This window comes from Saccharopolyspora sp. NPDC003752 (genome assembly GCF_053605825.1).
The window spans coordinates 88,400-103,707 of the sequence record NZ_JBSGJZ010000008.1; the positions used below are offsets into that span (position 1 = coordinate 88,400).

Genomic DNA, 15,308 nt, shown 5'->3' on the forward strand with positions numbered 1-15,308 from the left:
GGGATCGCCGCAGACGCCGCTCGTCAGCGACTCCAGCCGGCCGGGTCGGTGACCGGGCGGGCGTCGGTTGGCGGGGGCTCGACCGGTCGACCCTCGTACTGGGTGGACAGCACGACGTACGAGTGCATCTCGCCGTGCTCGCCGAGCCGCTCGAACAGGCCCTCCAAGTGCCGCATCGACGTCACCCGGACCTTGAGCATGCTGCACGAGCTGCCGCTGAGCTTGTGCACCTCGGCGACTTCGGGAAGTTCGGCCGCGGTGGTGGTCTTCAACAGGCAGCGGCCGAGCTGGCAGCGCATCTGCACGAACGCAGTCAGCGGCAGGCCCGCCTTCGCCGGGTCCACCCGGGCCTGGTAGCCGGTGATCACCCCGGCTTCCTCCAGTCTGCGCACCCGTTCGGCCACTGCGGGCGATGACAGGTTGACCCGGCGGCCCAGCTGGTTGTACGACAGCCGGCCGTTCTCCTGGAGTTCGGCGAGGATGCGCCAGTCGGTCTGATCGAGCGGCTTCTCCATTCGGAAAGTATCAGGGCATCGTCGCTTTGCGATCAACAACCGAACGACGTCGATCGCCGCGGTTCGAGCATTCAAGTCGCCGAACCGGTTTCCTACTGTGATGACCATGCTTCGAGCTGGGACGATCGATCGGCGGGGACGCGCGACCCGGGCTCTGTGCGCGGGCACCGTGGTGATGAACGCGGCGATGGGGATTGCGAGCGCGGTGAGCACGATCGTCGCCGGAGCGCAGCTGGGCACGACGTGGGCCGCGGTGCCCAACACCGCCGGTGTCATCGGCACCGGCCTGGGCGCGTTGCTGCTCAGCCGCGGGATGAACCGGTGGGGCCGGCGAGCCGGGTTGCTGCTCGGTTACGGCCTCGCCGCCGCAGGTGGATTGGCCGCCGCCCTGGCCGCGTTCCATCGGGACGCGGTCGGACTGTGCGTGGGATTGCTGCTGCTCGGGATCGGCAACGCCGGCGCGCAGTTGTCCCGGTACGCGGCTGCGGAGATGTACCCGTCGCACCGGCGAGGGCAGGCGATCGGCGTGGTCGTCTGGGCGGCCACCCTCGGCGCCGTGGGCGGGCCGCTGCTGATCGCGCCCACGGCGGCGCTCGGCGGGCCGCTCGGCTGGCCCGGGCCGGTCTGCGCCTTCCTCGCCGCTGCGACTTGTTGTGCGTTGGGTGTAGTCGCTGGGTTCGGCGCGCCTGCCGGAGCGGGCGTGCGGGACGGGGTGCCGGGAGTGCGGCCCGGGCGTCTGCTGCGGGTACCCGCTGCCCGCAGTGCGCTGCTGGTGATGGCGAGCGCCCAGGTGGTGATGGTCGGGATCATGACGGCGGCGCCGCTTGACATGCACCACCACGGTGCGGGGTTGGGCATGGTCGGTGCGGTGTTGTCGGCGCACACGCTCGGCATGTTCGTGCTCTCCCCGGTCACCGGGCGATTGGTGGACCGGTTCGGCGCCCGGCCGGTGATGGCGTCCGGCCTGGCCGTGCTCGTCCTGTCCAGTGCGGTCGCCGCGTTCGGCGAGGGCGATCCGCTGCGCATGGTGGCGCTGTTCCTGCTGGGCTACGGGTGGAACCTGTGCTTCGTCGGCGGCAGCGGACAGATCACCCGGCAGTTGCCGGCAGCGGACCGGATGCAGATCGAAGGCGCCGTGGACGCGGCAGTGTGGGGCGCGGCCGCGGTCGCGAGCCTCGCCTCCACGGCGATCCTCGCGGCAGGTGGATTCGCGGCGCTGGGGGTGGTGGGCGGAGTGCTGGCCGTGCTGCCGTTGGCGCTGCTGGTGCGGCGGAGATGATCGGTGGAGCCATCCCCGCCCGAGCATCGGCGAGCCGATCGGCGATGCCGATATCGAGACTGGTCGGGCGTCGTGAACCCTCGAAATGATGACGAACAAGTGTTCTAAAAGACGGTCTGACGTGCTAGAATCTTCTTGTCGGGCAGGGGGTTCGGGCGCATTTGGACCACTGTGGACCGTCGTCTTCGGGGGCGGATCGCAGTGGCGTTGAATGCTGCCCTCGACCGCGGGAAGGGGCACTCGTGGACGGTGTGCAGATCAGTCTCGGTTCGTTCCTCGACTACATGCGCAGCACGCCGCGCGGTTGCGCGGGCATCGTGCGGGACCAGCGGGAGATCTACCTCGATGAGACGAGCATGGCCTGGGCGTTCTACGGTCCGTTCCGGCTGGCGCTGCGGCAGGCGGTGACCTCGCCGGACGCGGTGGAGATCGTCGCGGCGGCGGTGCGGCAGGCGCGTCCGGTGCAGCAGCCCCACTTCCAGGAGCTGCACGCGGGATTCCAGCGCTGGTGGGGCAGGGCGAAGGCAGTCGGCGTGCCGATGACCTCCGCGCGGTGGAACATCGGCGGCCTCGCGGTCACCATCTCGGACCGGAGTTCGCTGGCGCTGCGGCGCCAGGACGGCCGCACCGAGGTCGTCCTGCCGTACCTGAAGGAACCCGAGCTGGGCACGGACTCCGCGAGCCTGGCGCTGCGGCTCCTGGAGCACGCGATGCCGGCCCTGCGGCCGGGCGCGACGCCGATGGTGCTCGACGTGCGTCGCGGAAAACCGTTGCGGCTGCGCAAGAACGCCAACCGGGTGGAGCTGGACGCGTTGCTGGCGGCCGAGGCGGCCAAGTACCTCGCGCACTGGACCGCGGTGGTGGGAGCGCCGGTGCCATCGACCGCGTCGAGCGACGTGGGGTTCCGGCCGAGGCTGGCGCCGGAGATCCCGCTCCCGCGCGTGGGCGGTATCTAGCGTCGACCGCTCACTCGTCGGGGCGCGACCCGGATTTCCCGGGTTGTGCCCCCTGCTTCGCGCCGGTTCGCCGTTTCGGCGCGGGGAATCAGCCGCGCCGGGGCTGGCGGTGCATCAGTCCGAAGCGGGACCACTGGGACTCGGCCGCCTCGATGGACTTGCGGGTCCGCTCGGGGTCCACTGTGGATAGCTGGGCGACGATGGCCTGCGCGACCGCCAGCCCTGGCGCGAGGGACGGGAAGAACGCCACGCCTTCGGCGGGGATCAGCAGCACCTCCTCCGCCGCGGCGACCAGGTCCGGGCTGGCCGCATCGGAGAGCACGAAGACCCGGGCGCCGCGGCTGTGCGCTTCCTCGGCCGCGGTCACGGTGTGCTGGTACAGCCGCCAGAAGCTGATTGCCACCAGCACGTCGCCGGGTTCGATCCGGGACACCGCGTTGGCCAGGTCGGCGTCGTACGTCAGGGTCGCGTCGTACCCGGCCAGCCGCACGTTGTGGCTCAGCGCCGCGCCGATCGAGGCGTAGCTGCCGTGGGCGACGATCAGCACTCGCCGCGCCTGCGCGATCGCCTCGGCGATGGTGCGGATCTGCTGCTCGTCGAGCCGCCGGTTGAGCATGGCCAGCGACTCCAGGTCCCGGCGCAGGGATGCGGCGCCGAGCTCGCCCTCGGTGTGCTGCGCCGCGGCGACCTCAGGCGCGCTCAGCGAGGACAGGAACCGCGCGCGCAACTCCTGTTGCAGGTCCGACCAGCCGCTGAAGCCGAGCGCCTGCGCGGTGCGGCTGACCGTCGCGACGTTGACGCCGGCCAGCTCGGCGGCCTCGGCGGCGGAGCTGTAGGACACCCGCCGGGGCTGCGTGAGCAGCACCTCCAGCACCGACGCGCCCTTGCTGCGCAGCCCGCGATCGGGCACGCGCCCGCGCAGCCAGGTCTCGAATCCGTCGGATTCCCCGGCCGCGCTGGTGGTGGCGCTGTCGGTCATCGCGTTCCTCTCGTCGGGCCGATCGCTGCGCATCGGTGCACGTCAATGCGCCGACACACACTGTAACGAGCCTAAAACGCAACAGGTATTGCGTTTCTGTTCATCTGCACTATATGTTGCCGGTCACTTCGTTCGGTGCTGCAACTCTCCTGGAGGCACCTCGTGTCCCTGTTGGCCCGGTTGGACCGGCTCCCGCTGAGCCGGCCGCACTACCTGCTTCTGCTGCTCGGCGGGCTCGGCTACACCTTCGACGGGATGGACTCCGCCGTGGTGGCCTTCCTGCTGCCCAGCGTGCAAGACGAATGGGGGCTGACCAACGCCCAGCTCGGCCTGATCGGCTCGGCCACCCCGTTCGGCTTCCTGTTCGGCGCCACCTGCGCCGGCATCCTCGGCGACCGCATCGGGCGCCGCAAGGTGATGATGTGGGCGCTGGCCGTCTACGCGCTGTTCTCGATCGTCGGCGCGATGTCCCCGAACTACGAGATCTTCCTCGGCGCCCGGGTGCTGGCCGGTTTCGGCGCCGGCGCCGAGAGCGCGATCATCGCGCCGTTCCTGTCCGAGTTCGTCCCCGCCGCCCGGCGCGGCTGGTTCGTCGGCGCCCTGGCCGGCTTCTTCTCCTTCGGCTTCGTCGCGGCCGCGCTGCTGGGCCGGTTCGTGGTGCAGCCGCTGCCCGAGGGCTGGCGCTGGGCCCAGGTGATCACTGCGGTGCCGATCGTGATGCTGCTGTGGTGGCGGCGTTCGCTGCCGGAATCGCCGCGCTACCTGCTGGCCAACGGCCGGACAGCCGAAGCCGAGAAGGTCGTGCTGGACCTGGAGCGCAAGGTGCAGGCCGCGACGAAGGCGCCGCTGCCGCCGGTGCCGGAGACCGCGGTGGAAAAGCCCGCCGAGGCCCGCAAGATCGGCCTGGCCTCCGCGCTGAAGTACCTGTGGAGCGGCCGGATGGCGCGGCGCACCGCGATCACCTGGCTGATCTGGTTCGTGATCACCTTCTCCTACTACGGCTTCTTCACCTGGATCCCGACGCTGCTGGTGCAGCAGGGCATCACGGTCACCAAGAGCTTCGAGTTCTCGATCATCATCTACCTGGCGCAGGTGCCGGGTTACTTCTCGGCGGCGTGGCTGGGCGAGTTCCTGGACCGCAAGAACACCATCGCGCTGTACCTGGCGGGCGCGGCGGCCAGCGCGTTCTGGATGTCGCAGATGACCGACGCGGTGATGATCACGACCTCGGCGGCGGTGCTGTCGTTCTTCCTCAACGGCACCTACGCGGCGGTGTACTCCTACACCCCGGAGGTGTTCCCGACCTGGATCCGCGCGTCGGGCACCGGGCTGTCCAGCGCGTTCGGCCGCGTCGGCAGCATCATCGCGCCGTCGGTGATCGGCATGTCCGCCGCGTCGCTGGGCTTCGCGGGCGTGTTCGGCATGACCACCGCGGTGCTCGCGGTCGGCGTGGTGTGCACGCTGCTGTTCGGCTTGTCCACCGCGGGCCGGTCGCTGGAGGACCTGACCGAAACCGACGCACCGAAGGCGGCCACCCGATGAACCTGTCCACAGTGGAAGACCGGATCCGGCGGGAGATCGGCGTCCGGCTGTTCACCGTGCTGGCGTGGCTGCCCGGCCGCCGCGTGCTGCACCGGGCGCACACCAGCCACCCCGAGCAGTACCCGGTGGGCGGCGAGAAGTCCGTCGAGGTCGCCGCCGACTGGCTGGACCGCTGCATCCGGCAGCAGAAGCCGTTCTTCGGGCCCGACGCGGACTCGGTCCGCCAGGTCTTCGCCGACCACGCGCTGATCGCGGAGCTCGGCTGCGGCTCGGTGATCAACGTGCCGGTCATCGGCGCCGACGGCACCACCCTGGGCACCCTCGCCCTGCTCGACGCCGAGCACGCCTACGGCCAGGCCCAGGTGGACCGGGCCGCCGAGCTGGCGGCGCTGGCCGTTCCCGCGCTGGCCGAACTCGTCCAGCGCCTCGACAACACCACGGAGGAGTCGAACTCGTGACCGCCCTGCTGCTGCGTTCCGGCAAGCTGCTCGACGTCGAGACCGGCGAGTACGCCGAAGGCGACCTGCTGTGCGTCGACGGCCGGATCGCCGAGACCGGCCCCGGCCTCACCTCCCCGGACGGCGCGCGGATCGTGGACCTGGCCGGCGCCACCGTCCTGCCCGGGCTGATCGACGCGCACGTGCACGTCACCGCCGCCACCGCCGATCTCGGTGCGCTGCCCGCGTGGTCGCCGTCCTACGCCACCGCGCACGCCGCGCAGATCATGGGGAAGATGCTCGACCGCGGCTTCACCACGGTCCGCGACGCCTCCGGCGCAGACTTCGGGCTGGCCGACGCGCAGGCCGAGGGCCTCATCCGCGGGCCGCGGCTGGCGTTCTGCGGCAAGGCGCTCAGCCAGACCGGCGGGCACGGGGACAGCCGTCCGCGCGGCACCCGGGTGCACGACGGGCACCAGTGCTGCGCCGGGCTCGGCCGGATCGCCGATGGCGTGGACGCGGTGCGCGCCGCGGCGCGCGACGAGCTCCGCAAGGGCGCGCACCACATCAAGGTGATGGCCGGCGGCGGCGTGGCCTCGCCGACCGACCGCATCGACTCCACCCAGTACTCGATGGAGGAGCTGCGGGCCATCGTCGAGGAGGCGGACGCCGCCAACCGCTACGTCGCCGCGCACGCCTACACGGCTCGCTCGGTCAGCAGGGCGCTGAAGGCGGGCATCCGGTCGATCGAGCACGGCAACCTCATCGACGAGTCCAACGTGGCCGAATTCCTCGAACACGACGCGTTCCTGGTGCCGACGCTGGTGACGTACTGGGCGCTGAAGACAGAGGGCCGCGAGTTCGGGCTGCCGGAGGACAGCTGGCGGAAGGTCGACGACGTGCTGGGCGCCGGGCTGGCGGCGCTGGAGATGGCGCACCGCGGCGGCGTCAAGATCGTCTACGGCAGCGACCTGCTCGGCGGCATGCACCGCCACCAGAACGAGGAGTTCCGGATCCGCGGCGAGGTCCTGCCGCCGCTGGAAGTCATCCGCTCGGCGACGACCACGGCGGCGGACCTGCTCGGCATGACCGGCGAGATCGGCACGCTGCGGGTGGGTGCCCTGGCGGACCTGGTGGTCCTCGACGGCGACCCGCTGGAGGACATCGCGAACCTCGCGAACCCCGAGCACATCCGCCACGTCGTCCAGCACGGCGCCGTGGCGTGAAGCGAACGGACCGTTCACCTCGTCTATCGGGGTGAACGGTCCGTTCGCTCCGGCTCGGCGGTGAGGTGAACGGACCGTTCGCCCCGCCTGTGGAGGTGAGCGGTCCGTTCACTCCCGGCTCAGCCGAGCACCGGGTCCCAGCCGGAGGACAGCCGGGCCAGGGACGTGCCGAGGCCGGTGGGGCCGGGGAGCACGCTCCTGGTCAGGCCGACCGGGATGTTGTGGCGCAGCTCCGAGTCGAAGTACCGGCGGCATTCCCGGTGCCAGTTCAGGATTCCCGCCATCCAGTCCTGCAACTCCGAGGCGTAGCGGTTGAGCGTCGCCCGTGCCTCGGCGTCCAGTTCCCGCTCCTCGAACAGCGCCGGCAGCTCGACCTCCACGGTGTGCTCGAACTGCTTCATCCGCGCGGTCATCAGGTCGTGCACGATGTCGAAGGCCCGGTCCTGCCCGCAGTCCAGGAAGTTCTGCACGACCAGCACCGCGTTGTGCACCTCGCCCTCGTACTCGATCTCCTTCCGGTACGAGAAGACGTCGTTGACCATCGTCGCGTAGTCGATCGCCGAGTTCTCCATGTTGCGGATCGTGCGCGTCCGGTAGATATCCGGCGGCACCGACTGCCCGTGCGAGAAGCGGGACAGGCTCAACGTGAGGTCCGAACCGAACGTCCGGCGCCGCATCTCGACGTAGTCGATCGGGTCGGGGATGTGGTTCTGGTGCTGGTTGTCCAGTTCCCACAGCCAGCTGTCGATCATGACCTCCACGGACTTCCGGAAGGCCCGGCGGGCTTCGGGCGGCATCGGGCCGATCGTGCGCGCCCACAGGTCGGCCAGACCGCGTTCGAGCATGTTCACCGGGACGACCGGACTCGCGCCTTCGAGTGGGAGCAGTTCCTTCAGACGGGCGTTCTGCGCCTTCGCGCCCGCCATGTTCCGCCCGTGGCCGAAGACCGACGGGTAGTAGTCGTCGCCGTAGGTGCCCCAAGTCAGCCACCCCGCCGACAGGTCCAGCTCCTCGACGGTCGCATCGGGGTCGAGCCCGGCGGAGCAGTGCGGGAGGTCGTTGTTCCGCAGCATCTGCTCGGTCCACACCTGCGGCACGTCGTCGAACATGCCCATGGCGCGGGCCCATTCGACGTTGTGCTCCCGCGAGGTGTCGAGGTGCGGGGACATCGACACCTCGTAGGGCATGTAGATCTCCCGGCGCGGGATCTCGCCGACGGGCTGGAAGGGGACCCGGGTGAAGCTGCGCATCCGTTGCGGCGCGGTCGAAAGCAGCGACGAGGCGATGTGCGCCGCCGCGGTCCCGAACCCGTTCGGCCCGGCCAGCACGGTCGGCGTGCTCGACCCGTCCGGGTAGCGCCCGGACTGCATGTGCCACTCGTGGCCGCCGGACTGCCAGTCCTGCAGGCCCTTCACGTAGCCGAGGACGGCCAGCCGGCCGACCGGGTCGATGCCGTGCTCGTCGAGCAGGCGCGGCACCTCCGTCAGCGCGGTGTGCTCGAACTGGTGCAGCCGGGAGGTGAGCAGGTCGTTGACCGCGTTCGCGGCCTCCTGCGTCGTGCAGCCGAGGAACTTCTCGAAGACCAGCACGCCATTGCTCAACTCGCCCTCGTCCTGCACCTCGCGCTCGTAGGAGAACAGGTCGTTGCGCAGGTGCACGGCGTCGGAGAAAGTGTCGCGCAACACCTCCATCGGGCGGGTCGCCGCGATCTCGGCCGGCACCTCCGCGCCGACGGCGTGCTCCACCAGGTTCGCCGACCACGGCGCGCCGCCCACCTTGCGGCGCATCTCCACGTACTCGATGGGATTGGACAGCCGGTTCTCCGAGATGTTGGCCAGTTCCCACAGCGATTCGTCCAGCAGGTGCTTGGTGTTCTCGGCGAACCGCCGCCGCCAGTCCGCGCTCATGGCAGGCACCGTGCGGGTCCACAGGTCGGCCAGGCCGCGTTCCACCGGGTTCGCCGGCTCCGCCGTGATCGGGCCCTCCACCGGCATGAACACGGCCAGCCCGTCGAGGTACTCGCGGGCCCCGACGAGGTCCGGATTCCGCTTGTACAGCTCGACGAAGTGGTCGTCGAAGTAGAACACCCACACGTACCAGTCGGTGATCAGGTCCAGCTCCGGTCCGTCCGCATCCGGATGCGTGTAGGCGCACAGCAGCGCGTAGTCGTGCCGGTCGAGGTCCGCCTCGTCCCAGATCGGCACACCGTCCTGCGGCACATCGATCATGTCCATCCGGTAAGCCCACGCCTTGCTGTGCTCTCGTGCCCGCTCCAGGTTCGGGTTCAGCCGAGCCGGGTAGGACAGGTAGAAGTCCGGCAGTCGGAAGGGCTGCATGGTTTCGCGCACCTGACCTCTCTGCGATGGTCGTCGACCCTGCGCACGAAACCAGCGTTGGCGGTGGCCGCCAATGCCTTCGGTGGGGTTACACACGATCGAGAATCGGTGTCGCCCGACCAGCCCAGCCCGACACTGCGTTGGGTCACGCCTTCCGCTCGTGCACGACCACGCCGTCGACCATCGTGAGGTCCACCTGGCACTGCCCGATCTCCCCTGGCGGCAAGGAGAACGGGTCGCGGTCGAGCACGACGAGGTCCGCGGCCTTGCCGACCTCCACGGTGCCGGTTTCGCCGTCCACGTGGTTCACCCAGGCGCTGCCCGCGGTGTAGGCGGCGAGCGCATCCACGAGATCGAGCGCTTGTTCCGGCAGGAACGGCGCGTCGTCGGCGTCCGGTTCGCGCCGGTTGACCGCCACGTGCACCGCCTGCACCGGATCGGCGTCGGACACCGGCCAGTCGCTGCCCGCGGCCAGCACCGCGCCCGCGGCGCGCAGCGACCGGAACGGGTACTGCCAGCCGGCGCGCCGATGTCCCAGGTGCGGCACGGTCAACTCGGTCATCGCGGCGTCGTTGACCGCCCACCGGGGCTGGATCGTCGCGACGACCCCGAGTTCGTGGAACCGCGGGATGTCGCTGGGGTGCACCACCTGCACGTGGGCGATCTGGTGCCGCAGGTGCCGCCCGGTGGTGGCGGCGAGCGCGTCCAGCACGTCGCGCACCGCGCGGTCGCCGATCGCGTGGAAGTGCAGCTGGAACCCGTCGGCGGCGAGCTCGGGAACCACCTCGGCGAGGACGTCGCGATCCACGAAGGACATTCCGCGGCCGTGGCCGCCCAGGTACGGGAGTTGCAGCGCGGCGGTGAAGCTCTCGCACACGCCGTCCTGCATGATCTTCACCGCGTCGGCGCGGAACCGCCGCCCCCGCGCCCGCTCGCGCCGCTGCCGCAGCTCCTCGATCTGCTCCCGGCCGCGCCCCCGGTCCCACCACAGCGCGCCGCGGGCCTTGCCGGTCAGCAAGCCCTGCCGGTCGGCCGCCAGGTAGGTCTCCAGCGTGTCGTCGTAGCCGAGATACGGGCCGATGATCGCGTCGTGCCAGGACGTCACACCGCACGAGTGCAGGTGGCGCTGGCCCTCCAGCAAGCCCGCGAGGTACTCCTGCGCGCTGGTCGGCGGCAGCACCCGCTCGACCAGGCGGGTGGCGCCCTCGTGCAAGGTCCCGGCCGGTTCGCCGTCGGCGTCGCGCTCGATCCGGCCGTCCGGCGGGTCCGGGGTGTCGCGGTCGACGCCCGCCAGCCGCAGCGCCGCCGAGTTCACCCACGCCCCGTGGTGATCGCGGTTGAGCAGGTACGCCGGCCGGCTGCCGGTCACCGAGTCCAGGGCGGCGCGGTCAGGCGTGCCGCCCGGGAACTGGCCCATGTCCCAGCCGCCGCCGAGCACCCAGCCCGCGTCCGGCCGGAACTCGGCGATGCGCCGCAGGCATTCGGCCGCGTCGAGGCAGTCGGAGAGGTCGCAGCGAAGCCGTTCGATGCCGCCGTACACCGGGTGCACGTGCGCGTCGTGGAAGCCGGGCAGCAGCAACCGGCCGTCGAGATCGATCACCTCGGTCGCCGGGGTCAGCCGGGCTCGCACGGCGGCGTCGCCGACGGCCGCGATCCGGCCGTCGCGCACGGCGACGGCATCGGTGCACGAGCGGGCGGCGTCCATTGTGGCCACCGGACCGCCCGCGAAGACGACTTCGCGCATGCCCGAATTGTCGCAGGGCCGCGCCCCGGCGCGGCCGAGAGGATCGTGAGTGGTTTTGGTCGTCCTGGCGACCGTTGCCACTCACGACACGTCGTCAGATGCGCTGTTCGCCGGTGATGACCGCGACCGCCTGCTCGCGGGTGGGCTCGCCGACGTCCGGGACCTGGAAGCCGCGGCTGCGGATGTGCGCCACCAGCTCCGCCTCGGGGGCGACGCCGTGCTGCCGGAGGTAGTAGCCGACCGCGCCGGGCCAGATCCAGCTGCCGTCGGTGTGGAAGGTCATCGGCACCGCCGGGCTGCGGTGCGGGTCCAGCCGGTCGGTGTCGTAGCTGCGCGCGGCCAGCACGATCGGCGCCCCCTCCAGGTATTCGGCCACCTGGTCGCGCTCCGCCGGATCCAGCTCCGGCCGCTCGGTGATCGGCCGCCCGCCGTCGTCGAAGACCTCGGCGGTGCGCAGACCGGCCGGCCCGGTGCTCGGCGGGGCCAGCCAGTCCGGCGTGGCGGCGGCGGGCCGCGGGTAGCGGCGCAGTTCCTCGGCGAAGGCCTCCGGCGGGGGAGCGGTGCGCCAGCTGGGCTGGTAGTCGCCGTTGAAGTCGACGGTGTAGCTGCCGGGCCGCTGCAGCCGGTAGAGCGCGCTGACCCAGGTGCCGCGGTCGGGCTGGTACATACCGTTGCGCAGCCGCAGGAACAGCTCGGTGACGTCGATGGGGACGGCGAGCGGGACGGCCGTGCCGTTGGGGGCGAGCAGCCGCGCGACGAGTTCGCGGTGGTCGCCGAGTTCGCGGTATTCGACGGTGGCTTCCTGCCAGCCCGGAGGCAGGGCGCGCACGACAACCCGGCCGATCTCCTGGATCAGCTGCTGCTGTGCGACCTCGTCCAGCGATCCCGGTCGGTCATGGGGTCCCGGTTGGCTCATGCCTGCATCCTCCCAGTCGCGCGGGAACCGTGGGAGTCGTTTCGGCCAAGATCGCACACCGGTTCGCGCGACGCAGTCGTACGTCGTGCCCGGAAGCTTAGAACCCCACCGGGTGGGCGGTCGCGGCCGAGTTGATCACGTTTTCGCACCTCCCGGCGCCGTCCCGAACCCGCAGGTAACCGGGGGATACGCACCCGTTCCGGCGACGTGACCGCAGATTGTTGACAATCCGACGACGTGGCGTTTAATTTCGAGCCATTCCGGCCGTATGTGGGAGGTGGGCTATGCGAACCGAGTCCTTCCGCAACCCCCGCCCGGCCCGATGGTTGTCTTCTTCCTCGCTCTGGCTGCGACATCACTGACCGACTCCTTCGGCAGTGGCCGGTGACCGTCGCGGGTGCCCCGCGGGTCGCCTGAACATCGTTTCCCGATGAAATCCGGGCGTGCGCGCCCGCGTCAGGTATGCGCTCTGAGAGGAGGTTCGGCCCGTGGTATTCGTCGACCGCGACCCGCTGATGAGGGTGATCTGGACGGACTCGGTAACCGGCTGCAACGGTTACCTGGTCGTGCACAGCCTGGTGTCCGGTCTCGCCACCGGCGGGACTCGGATGCGTGCCGGTTGCACGTTGTCCGAGGTGGAGGCGCTGGCCCGTGGCATGGCGCGCAAGACTGCCGTGTTCGACCTGCCGGTCGGCGGCGCCAAGGGCGGGATCGACTGCGATCCGAAGGATCCCGCCGCCCGCGGCGTGCTGAGCCGTTTCCTGCAAGCGATGCGGCCGTGGGTGGACGCGCACTGGGTGACGGCCGAGGACCTCGGGGTGCCGCAGCACCTGATCGACGATGTGTTCGCCGAGCTCGGGCTGCACCAGTCGTACCACGCGGCGATCCGCCGGGCGCCCGACGCGGAGCGCACGCTGCGCCGCGTCCGCGCCGGGCTCAACGCGCCGGTTCCGGGCGGCCTCCTGCTCGGTGACGTGGTCGGCGGCTACGGCGTCGCGCAAAGCTGCCTGGGTGTCGTGCACGCCCGCGGCTGGGCAGAGGCGGAGACCACTGTGGCCGTGCAGGGCGTCGGCACGATGGGCGGCGGCGCGGCCTACTACCTGCACGAGGCGGGGCTGAAGGTCGTCGCGCTGGCCGACGCGGCGGGTACCTTGTGGCATCCCGACGGCCTCGATGTCCCGGCACTGCTGGAAACCCGCGACCGGTTCGGCGAGATCGACCGCGCCCAGGTGCCCCCGGACGTCGAGCAGCTGCCGCGCGAAGCCGTCCTCTCCGCCGAGGTCGACGTGCTGATCCCGGCGGCGGTCTCGTTCACCATCAAGGCGCCGCAGGTGCCGGAGGTCAACGCGAAGGTGATCATCGAGGCGGCGAACACCCCGGTCACCGAGGATGCCGAGGAAATGCTCGCTACGCGCGGGATTCCGGTGATCCCGGACTTCGTGGCCAACGCCGGCGCCGTGGCCTGGGCGTGGTGGCTGCTGCTCGGCCGGGTCGACGCCGACCCGGTGCTGTCCTTCCAGGTGTTGCGGGAGGAGATGCTGGCCAAGATCCCGCCGCTGCTGGCGGCTTGGGAGACCGAAGGCCTCACGCCGCGCGCCGCGGCGTTGCGGCTCGCGGAGCTCCGCAGCGAGCAGAACCGCGCGGCCGAGGAGAGCGGGCAGGGGCTGCTCAGCATCCCCTGACGCACCTGCGGTTTTCGGCCCGCAGCGGCTGCGGGTTGCACACGCCGTTCACGCACTGCGATCGATGTGTGACAACCCGCAGTCCGAGTGCTAGCGTTTGCGGTGGTTGCAGTTTTGGTCCTAGCAGTACTGGAAAAGTGCCTGCCAGAACGCAGGCGCTTTTTTTGTGCCGTGGTGTTCCGGCCGCGCCGGGCACCGGGTGATCAGCTCGGCGACCGGGGGTCTGCGAAGTGTTGACCCTGGCCAGCAGAATCAGGAGAAACAGGGAATGGCTACCGGTACGGTGAAGTGGTTCAACGCGGAGAAGGGCTACGGGTTCATCACCCCCGACGGCGGTGGCGCTGACGTCTTCGCCCACTACTCCGCGATCCAGTCCACCGGTTTCCGCACGCTGGAGGAACAGCAGCGGGTGGAGTTCGAGATCGCTCAGGGGCCGAAGGGGCCGCAGGCCGCGGACATCCGCGCGGTCTGAACCGGATCGTGCCCTACGGGCATGACGACGCATCGGAGATAGCTCTGATGCCGCCTCCGATGGGGCGGCAGTACCGGGCCGCCTGCGGTGCCGGTCTGCCGCCGAGGAGGACAGCTTTTTCACCCGTTGAGGGGTACGTCGCCGGGGTAGGCTTCCAGCCCGCTGACGTTTAACCCGGTGCGAGGTCGATGTGCCCCTGCGTGTGGTTGTCGCCGGTGCGACCGGCGTTGTCGGGAGAACCCTGCTGCCGTTGTTGCGGGATCGCGGTCATCACGTGACCGCGCTCGTCCGGCACGCGGACCGACTCGATGGTGTTGCGGTCGACGACGTCGCCGTCGCCGATGTGCTGGATCCGCCGCGGTTGCGCCGGGAGCTGGCCCGCGTGGAGCCGGAAGTGGTCATCGACCAGACGTCCGGTTTCGGTGGTGCGGACCCGGACGAGGGCCTGCGCCGAACCGCGCTGCTGCGCGAGAACGGGGCCAGGAACCTGGTCGACGCCGCCGTGGCGGTCGGCGCGCGGCGCATCATCGGGCAGAGCATGACCGCCGCCTACCGCCCGCACGGGCACGACGTGCTGGACGAAGAATCTCCACTGTGGACGGAAGCGCCAGGATGCTGGGGTGACGCGGTGCGCGCCCTGGCGGCGATGGAAGAAGCGGTGCTGAGCCGCCCGGACATCGAGGGCATCGCGCTGCGCTACGGCGCGCTCTACGGCCCGGACACCCAGTACGCGCCGGGCGGCGCGATCCACGCGCGGGTGTGCGGCAGCGAACTGCCGCTGGTGGACGACGGCGTGGGCCTGACGTCGTTCACCCACGTCGACGACGCGGCCGGGGCGGTGCTCGAACTGCTCACCGGCGGCGAGCCCGGCACCTACAACGTGGTGGACAACGAGCCCGCCGAATCGGCGGAATGGCTCCCGGCCTACGCGCGGATGGCGGGCGGCCCGGCCCCGGTGTCGCTGACCATGGACCAGGCCCGGACCCAGCTGGACTGGCTGACCGTGCACCAGCTGACGGAGCAGCGCGGCGCCACCAACTTCCGGTTGCGCGAGACGCTGGGCTGGCGGCCGGCGTGGCCGAGCTGGCGGGAGGGCTTCGCCTCGTTGTTCGGCCTCTGGGCGGCCTGAGACTGGGATCCCCGACTCATGTGCGTCGCGGGGCTGGGAGATCCGGGGTGGCACGGGTTAGGTTCAGAGGTAAGACCATGCCCCCCGAGGTCGGA

Annotated in this window: 13 protein-coding genes; 8 read left to right on the forward strand and 5 right to left on the reverse strand. The window is 70.8% G+C overall.

Annotated elements, in window-relative coordinates:
* Positions 1–23: 23 nt before the first annotated feature.
* Complete coding sequence (locus tag ACWEV3_RS12880) at positions 24–515, reverse strand: Lrp/AsnC family transcriptional regulator (RefSeq protein ID WP_358312177.1); 492 nt, start codon at positions 513–515, stop codon at positions 24–26.
* A 106-nt stretch (positions 516–621) separates the two neighbouring features.
* On the opposite strand from ACWEV3_RS12880, the gene ACWEV3_RS12885 reads away from it, so the two are divergent.
* Entirely contained in the window at positions 622–1,794 is a 1,173-nt protein-coding gene (locus ACWEV3_RS12885; RefSeq protein WP_452614012.1) for an MFS transporter, read from the forward strand.
* A 242-nt stretch (positions 1,795–2,036) separates the two neighbouring features.
* Positions 2,037–2,750, forward strand: coding sequence for a hypothetical protein (locus ACWEV3_RS12890; protein WP_452614013.1), 714 nt, complete (start codon positions 2,037–2,039; stop codon positions 2,748–2,750).
* A gap of 88 nt (positions 2,751–2,838) precedes the next feature.
* Here the strand turns inward: ACWEV3_RS12890 and ACWEV3_RS12895 are convergent, their stop codons facing one another.
* Positions 2,839–3,729, reverse strand: coding sequence for a MurR/RpiR family transcriptional regulator (locus ACWEV3_RS12895; RefSeq protein ID WP_452614014.1), 891 nt, complete (start codon positions 3,727–3,729; stop codon positions 2,839–2,841).
* A 162-nt stretch (positions 3,730–3,891) separates the two neighbouring features.
* On the opposite strand from ACWEV3_RS12895, the gene ACWEV3_RS12900 reads away from it, so the two are divergent.
* The 3 genes from ACWEV3_RS12900 to ACWEV3_RS12910 are packed head-to-tail and all read left to right on the forward strand — an operon-like array spanning position 3,892 to position 6,934.
* The gene (locus ACWEV3_RS12900; RefSeq protein WP_452614015.1) at positions 3,892–5,271 is read left to right on the forward strand and encodes an MFS transporter; all 1,380 of its coding nucleotides are present in this window, start codon (positions 3,892–3,894) and stop codon (positions 5,269–5,271) included.
* On the forward strand, positions 5,268–5,729 hold the full coding sequence (locus ACWEV3_RS12905) for a GAF domain-containing protein (protein ID WP_452614016.1): 462 nt from the start codon (positions 5,268–5,270) through the stop codon (positions 5,727–5,729). Before ACWEV3_RS12900 ends, ACWEV3_RS12905 begins: the two co-directional genes overlap by 4 nt.
* The gene (locus ACWEV3_RS12910; RefSeq protein WP_452614017.1) at positions 5,726–6,934 is read left to right on the forward strand and encodes an amidohydrolase family protein; all 1,209 of its coding nucleotides are present in this window, start codon (positions 5,726–5,728) and stop codon (positions 6,932–6,934) included. Before ACWEV3_RS12905 ends, ACWEV3_RS12910 begins: the two co-directional genes overlap by 4 nt.
* 119 nt (positions 6,935–7,053) lie before the next feature.
* On the opposite strand, the gene ACWEV3_RS12915 is transcribed toward ACWEV3_RS12910, so the two are convergent.
* The 3 genes from ACWEV3_RS12915 to ACWEV3_RS12925 form a co-directional block, all read right to left on the reverse strand.
* Entirely contained in the window at positions 7,054–9,270 is a 2,217-nt protein-coding gene (locus ACWEV3_RS12915; RefSeq protein ID WP_452614018.1) for a terpene synthase family protein, read from the reverse strand.
* Between the two features lie 145 nt (positions 9,271–9,415).
* Positions 9,416–11,014 carry an amidohydrolase gene (locus ACWEV3_RS12920; RefSeq protein WP_452614019.1) on the reverse strand — a complete coding sequence of 533 codons (1,599 nt, stop codon included), beginning with the start codon at positions 11,012–11,014 and terminating at the stop codon, positions 9,416–9,418.
* 94 nt (positions 11,015–11,108) lie between these two features.
* On the reverse strand, positions 11,109–11,930 hold the full coding sequence (locus tag ACWEV3_RS12925; protein ID WP_452614020.1) for a hypothetical protein: 822 nt from the start codon (positions 11,928–11,930) through the stop codon (positions 11,109–11,111).
* Between the two features lie 515 nt (positions 11,931–12,445).
* Here ACWEV3_RS12925 and ACWEV3_RS12930 point away from each other — a divergent pair.
* The 3 genes from ACWEV3_RS12930 (at position 12,446) to ACWEV3_RS12940 (ending at position 15,213) form a co-directional block, all read left to right on the forward strand.
* Positions 12,446–13,612, forward strand: coding sequence for a Glu/Leu/Phe/Val dehydrogenase dimerization domain-containing protein (locus ACWEV3_RS12930; RefSeq protein ID WP_452614177.1), 1,167 nt, complete (start codon positions 12,446–12,448; stop codon positions 13,610–13,612).
* Positions 13,613–13,880: 268 nt separating this feature from the next.
* The gene (locus tag ACWEV3_RS12935) at positions 13,881–14,084 is read left to right on the forward strand and encodes a cold-shock protein (protein ID WP_093271248.1); all 204 of its coding nucleotides are present in this window, start codon (positions 13,881–13,883) and stop codon (positions 14,082–14,084) included.
* Between the two features lie 202 nt (positions 14,085–14,286).
* Positions 14,287–15,213: an NAD-dependent epimerase/dehydratase family protein gene (locus ACWEV3_RS12940; protein ID WP_452614178.1), complete on the forward strand. Its 927-nt coding sequence runs from the start codon at positions 14,287–14,289 to the stop codon at positions 15,211–15,213.
* Positions 15,214–15,308 lie beyond the last annotated feature (95 nt).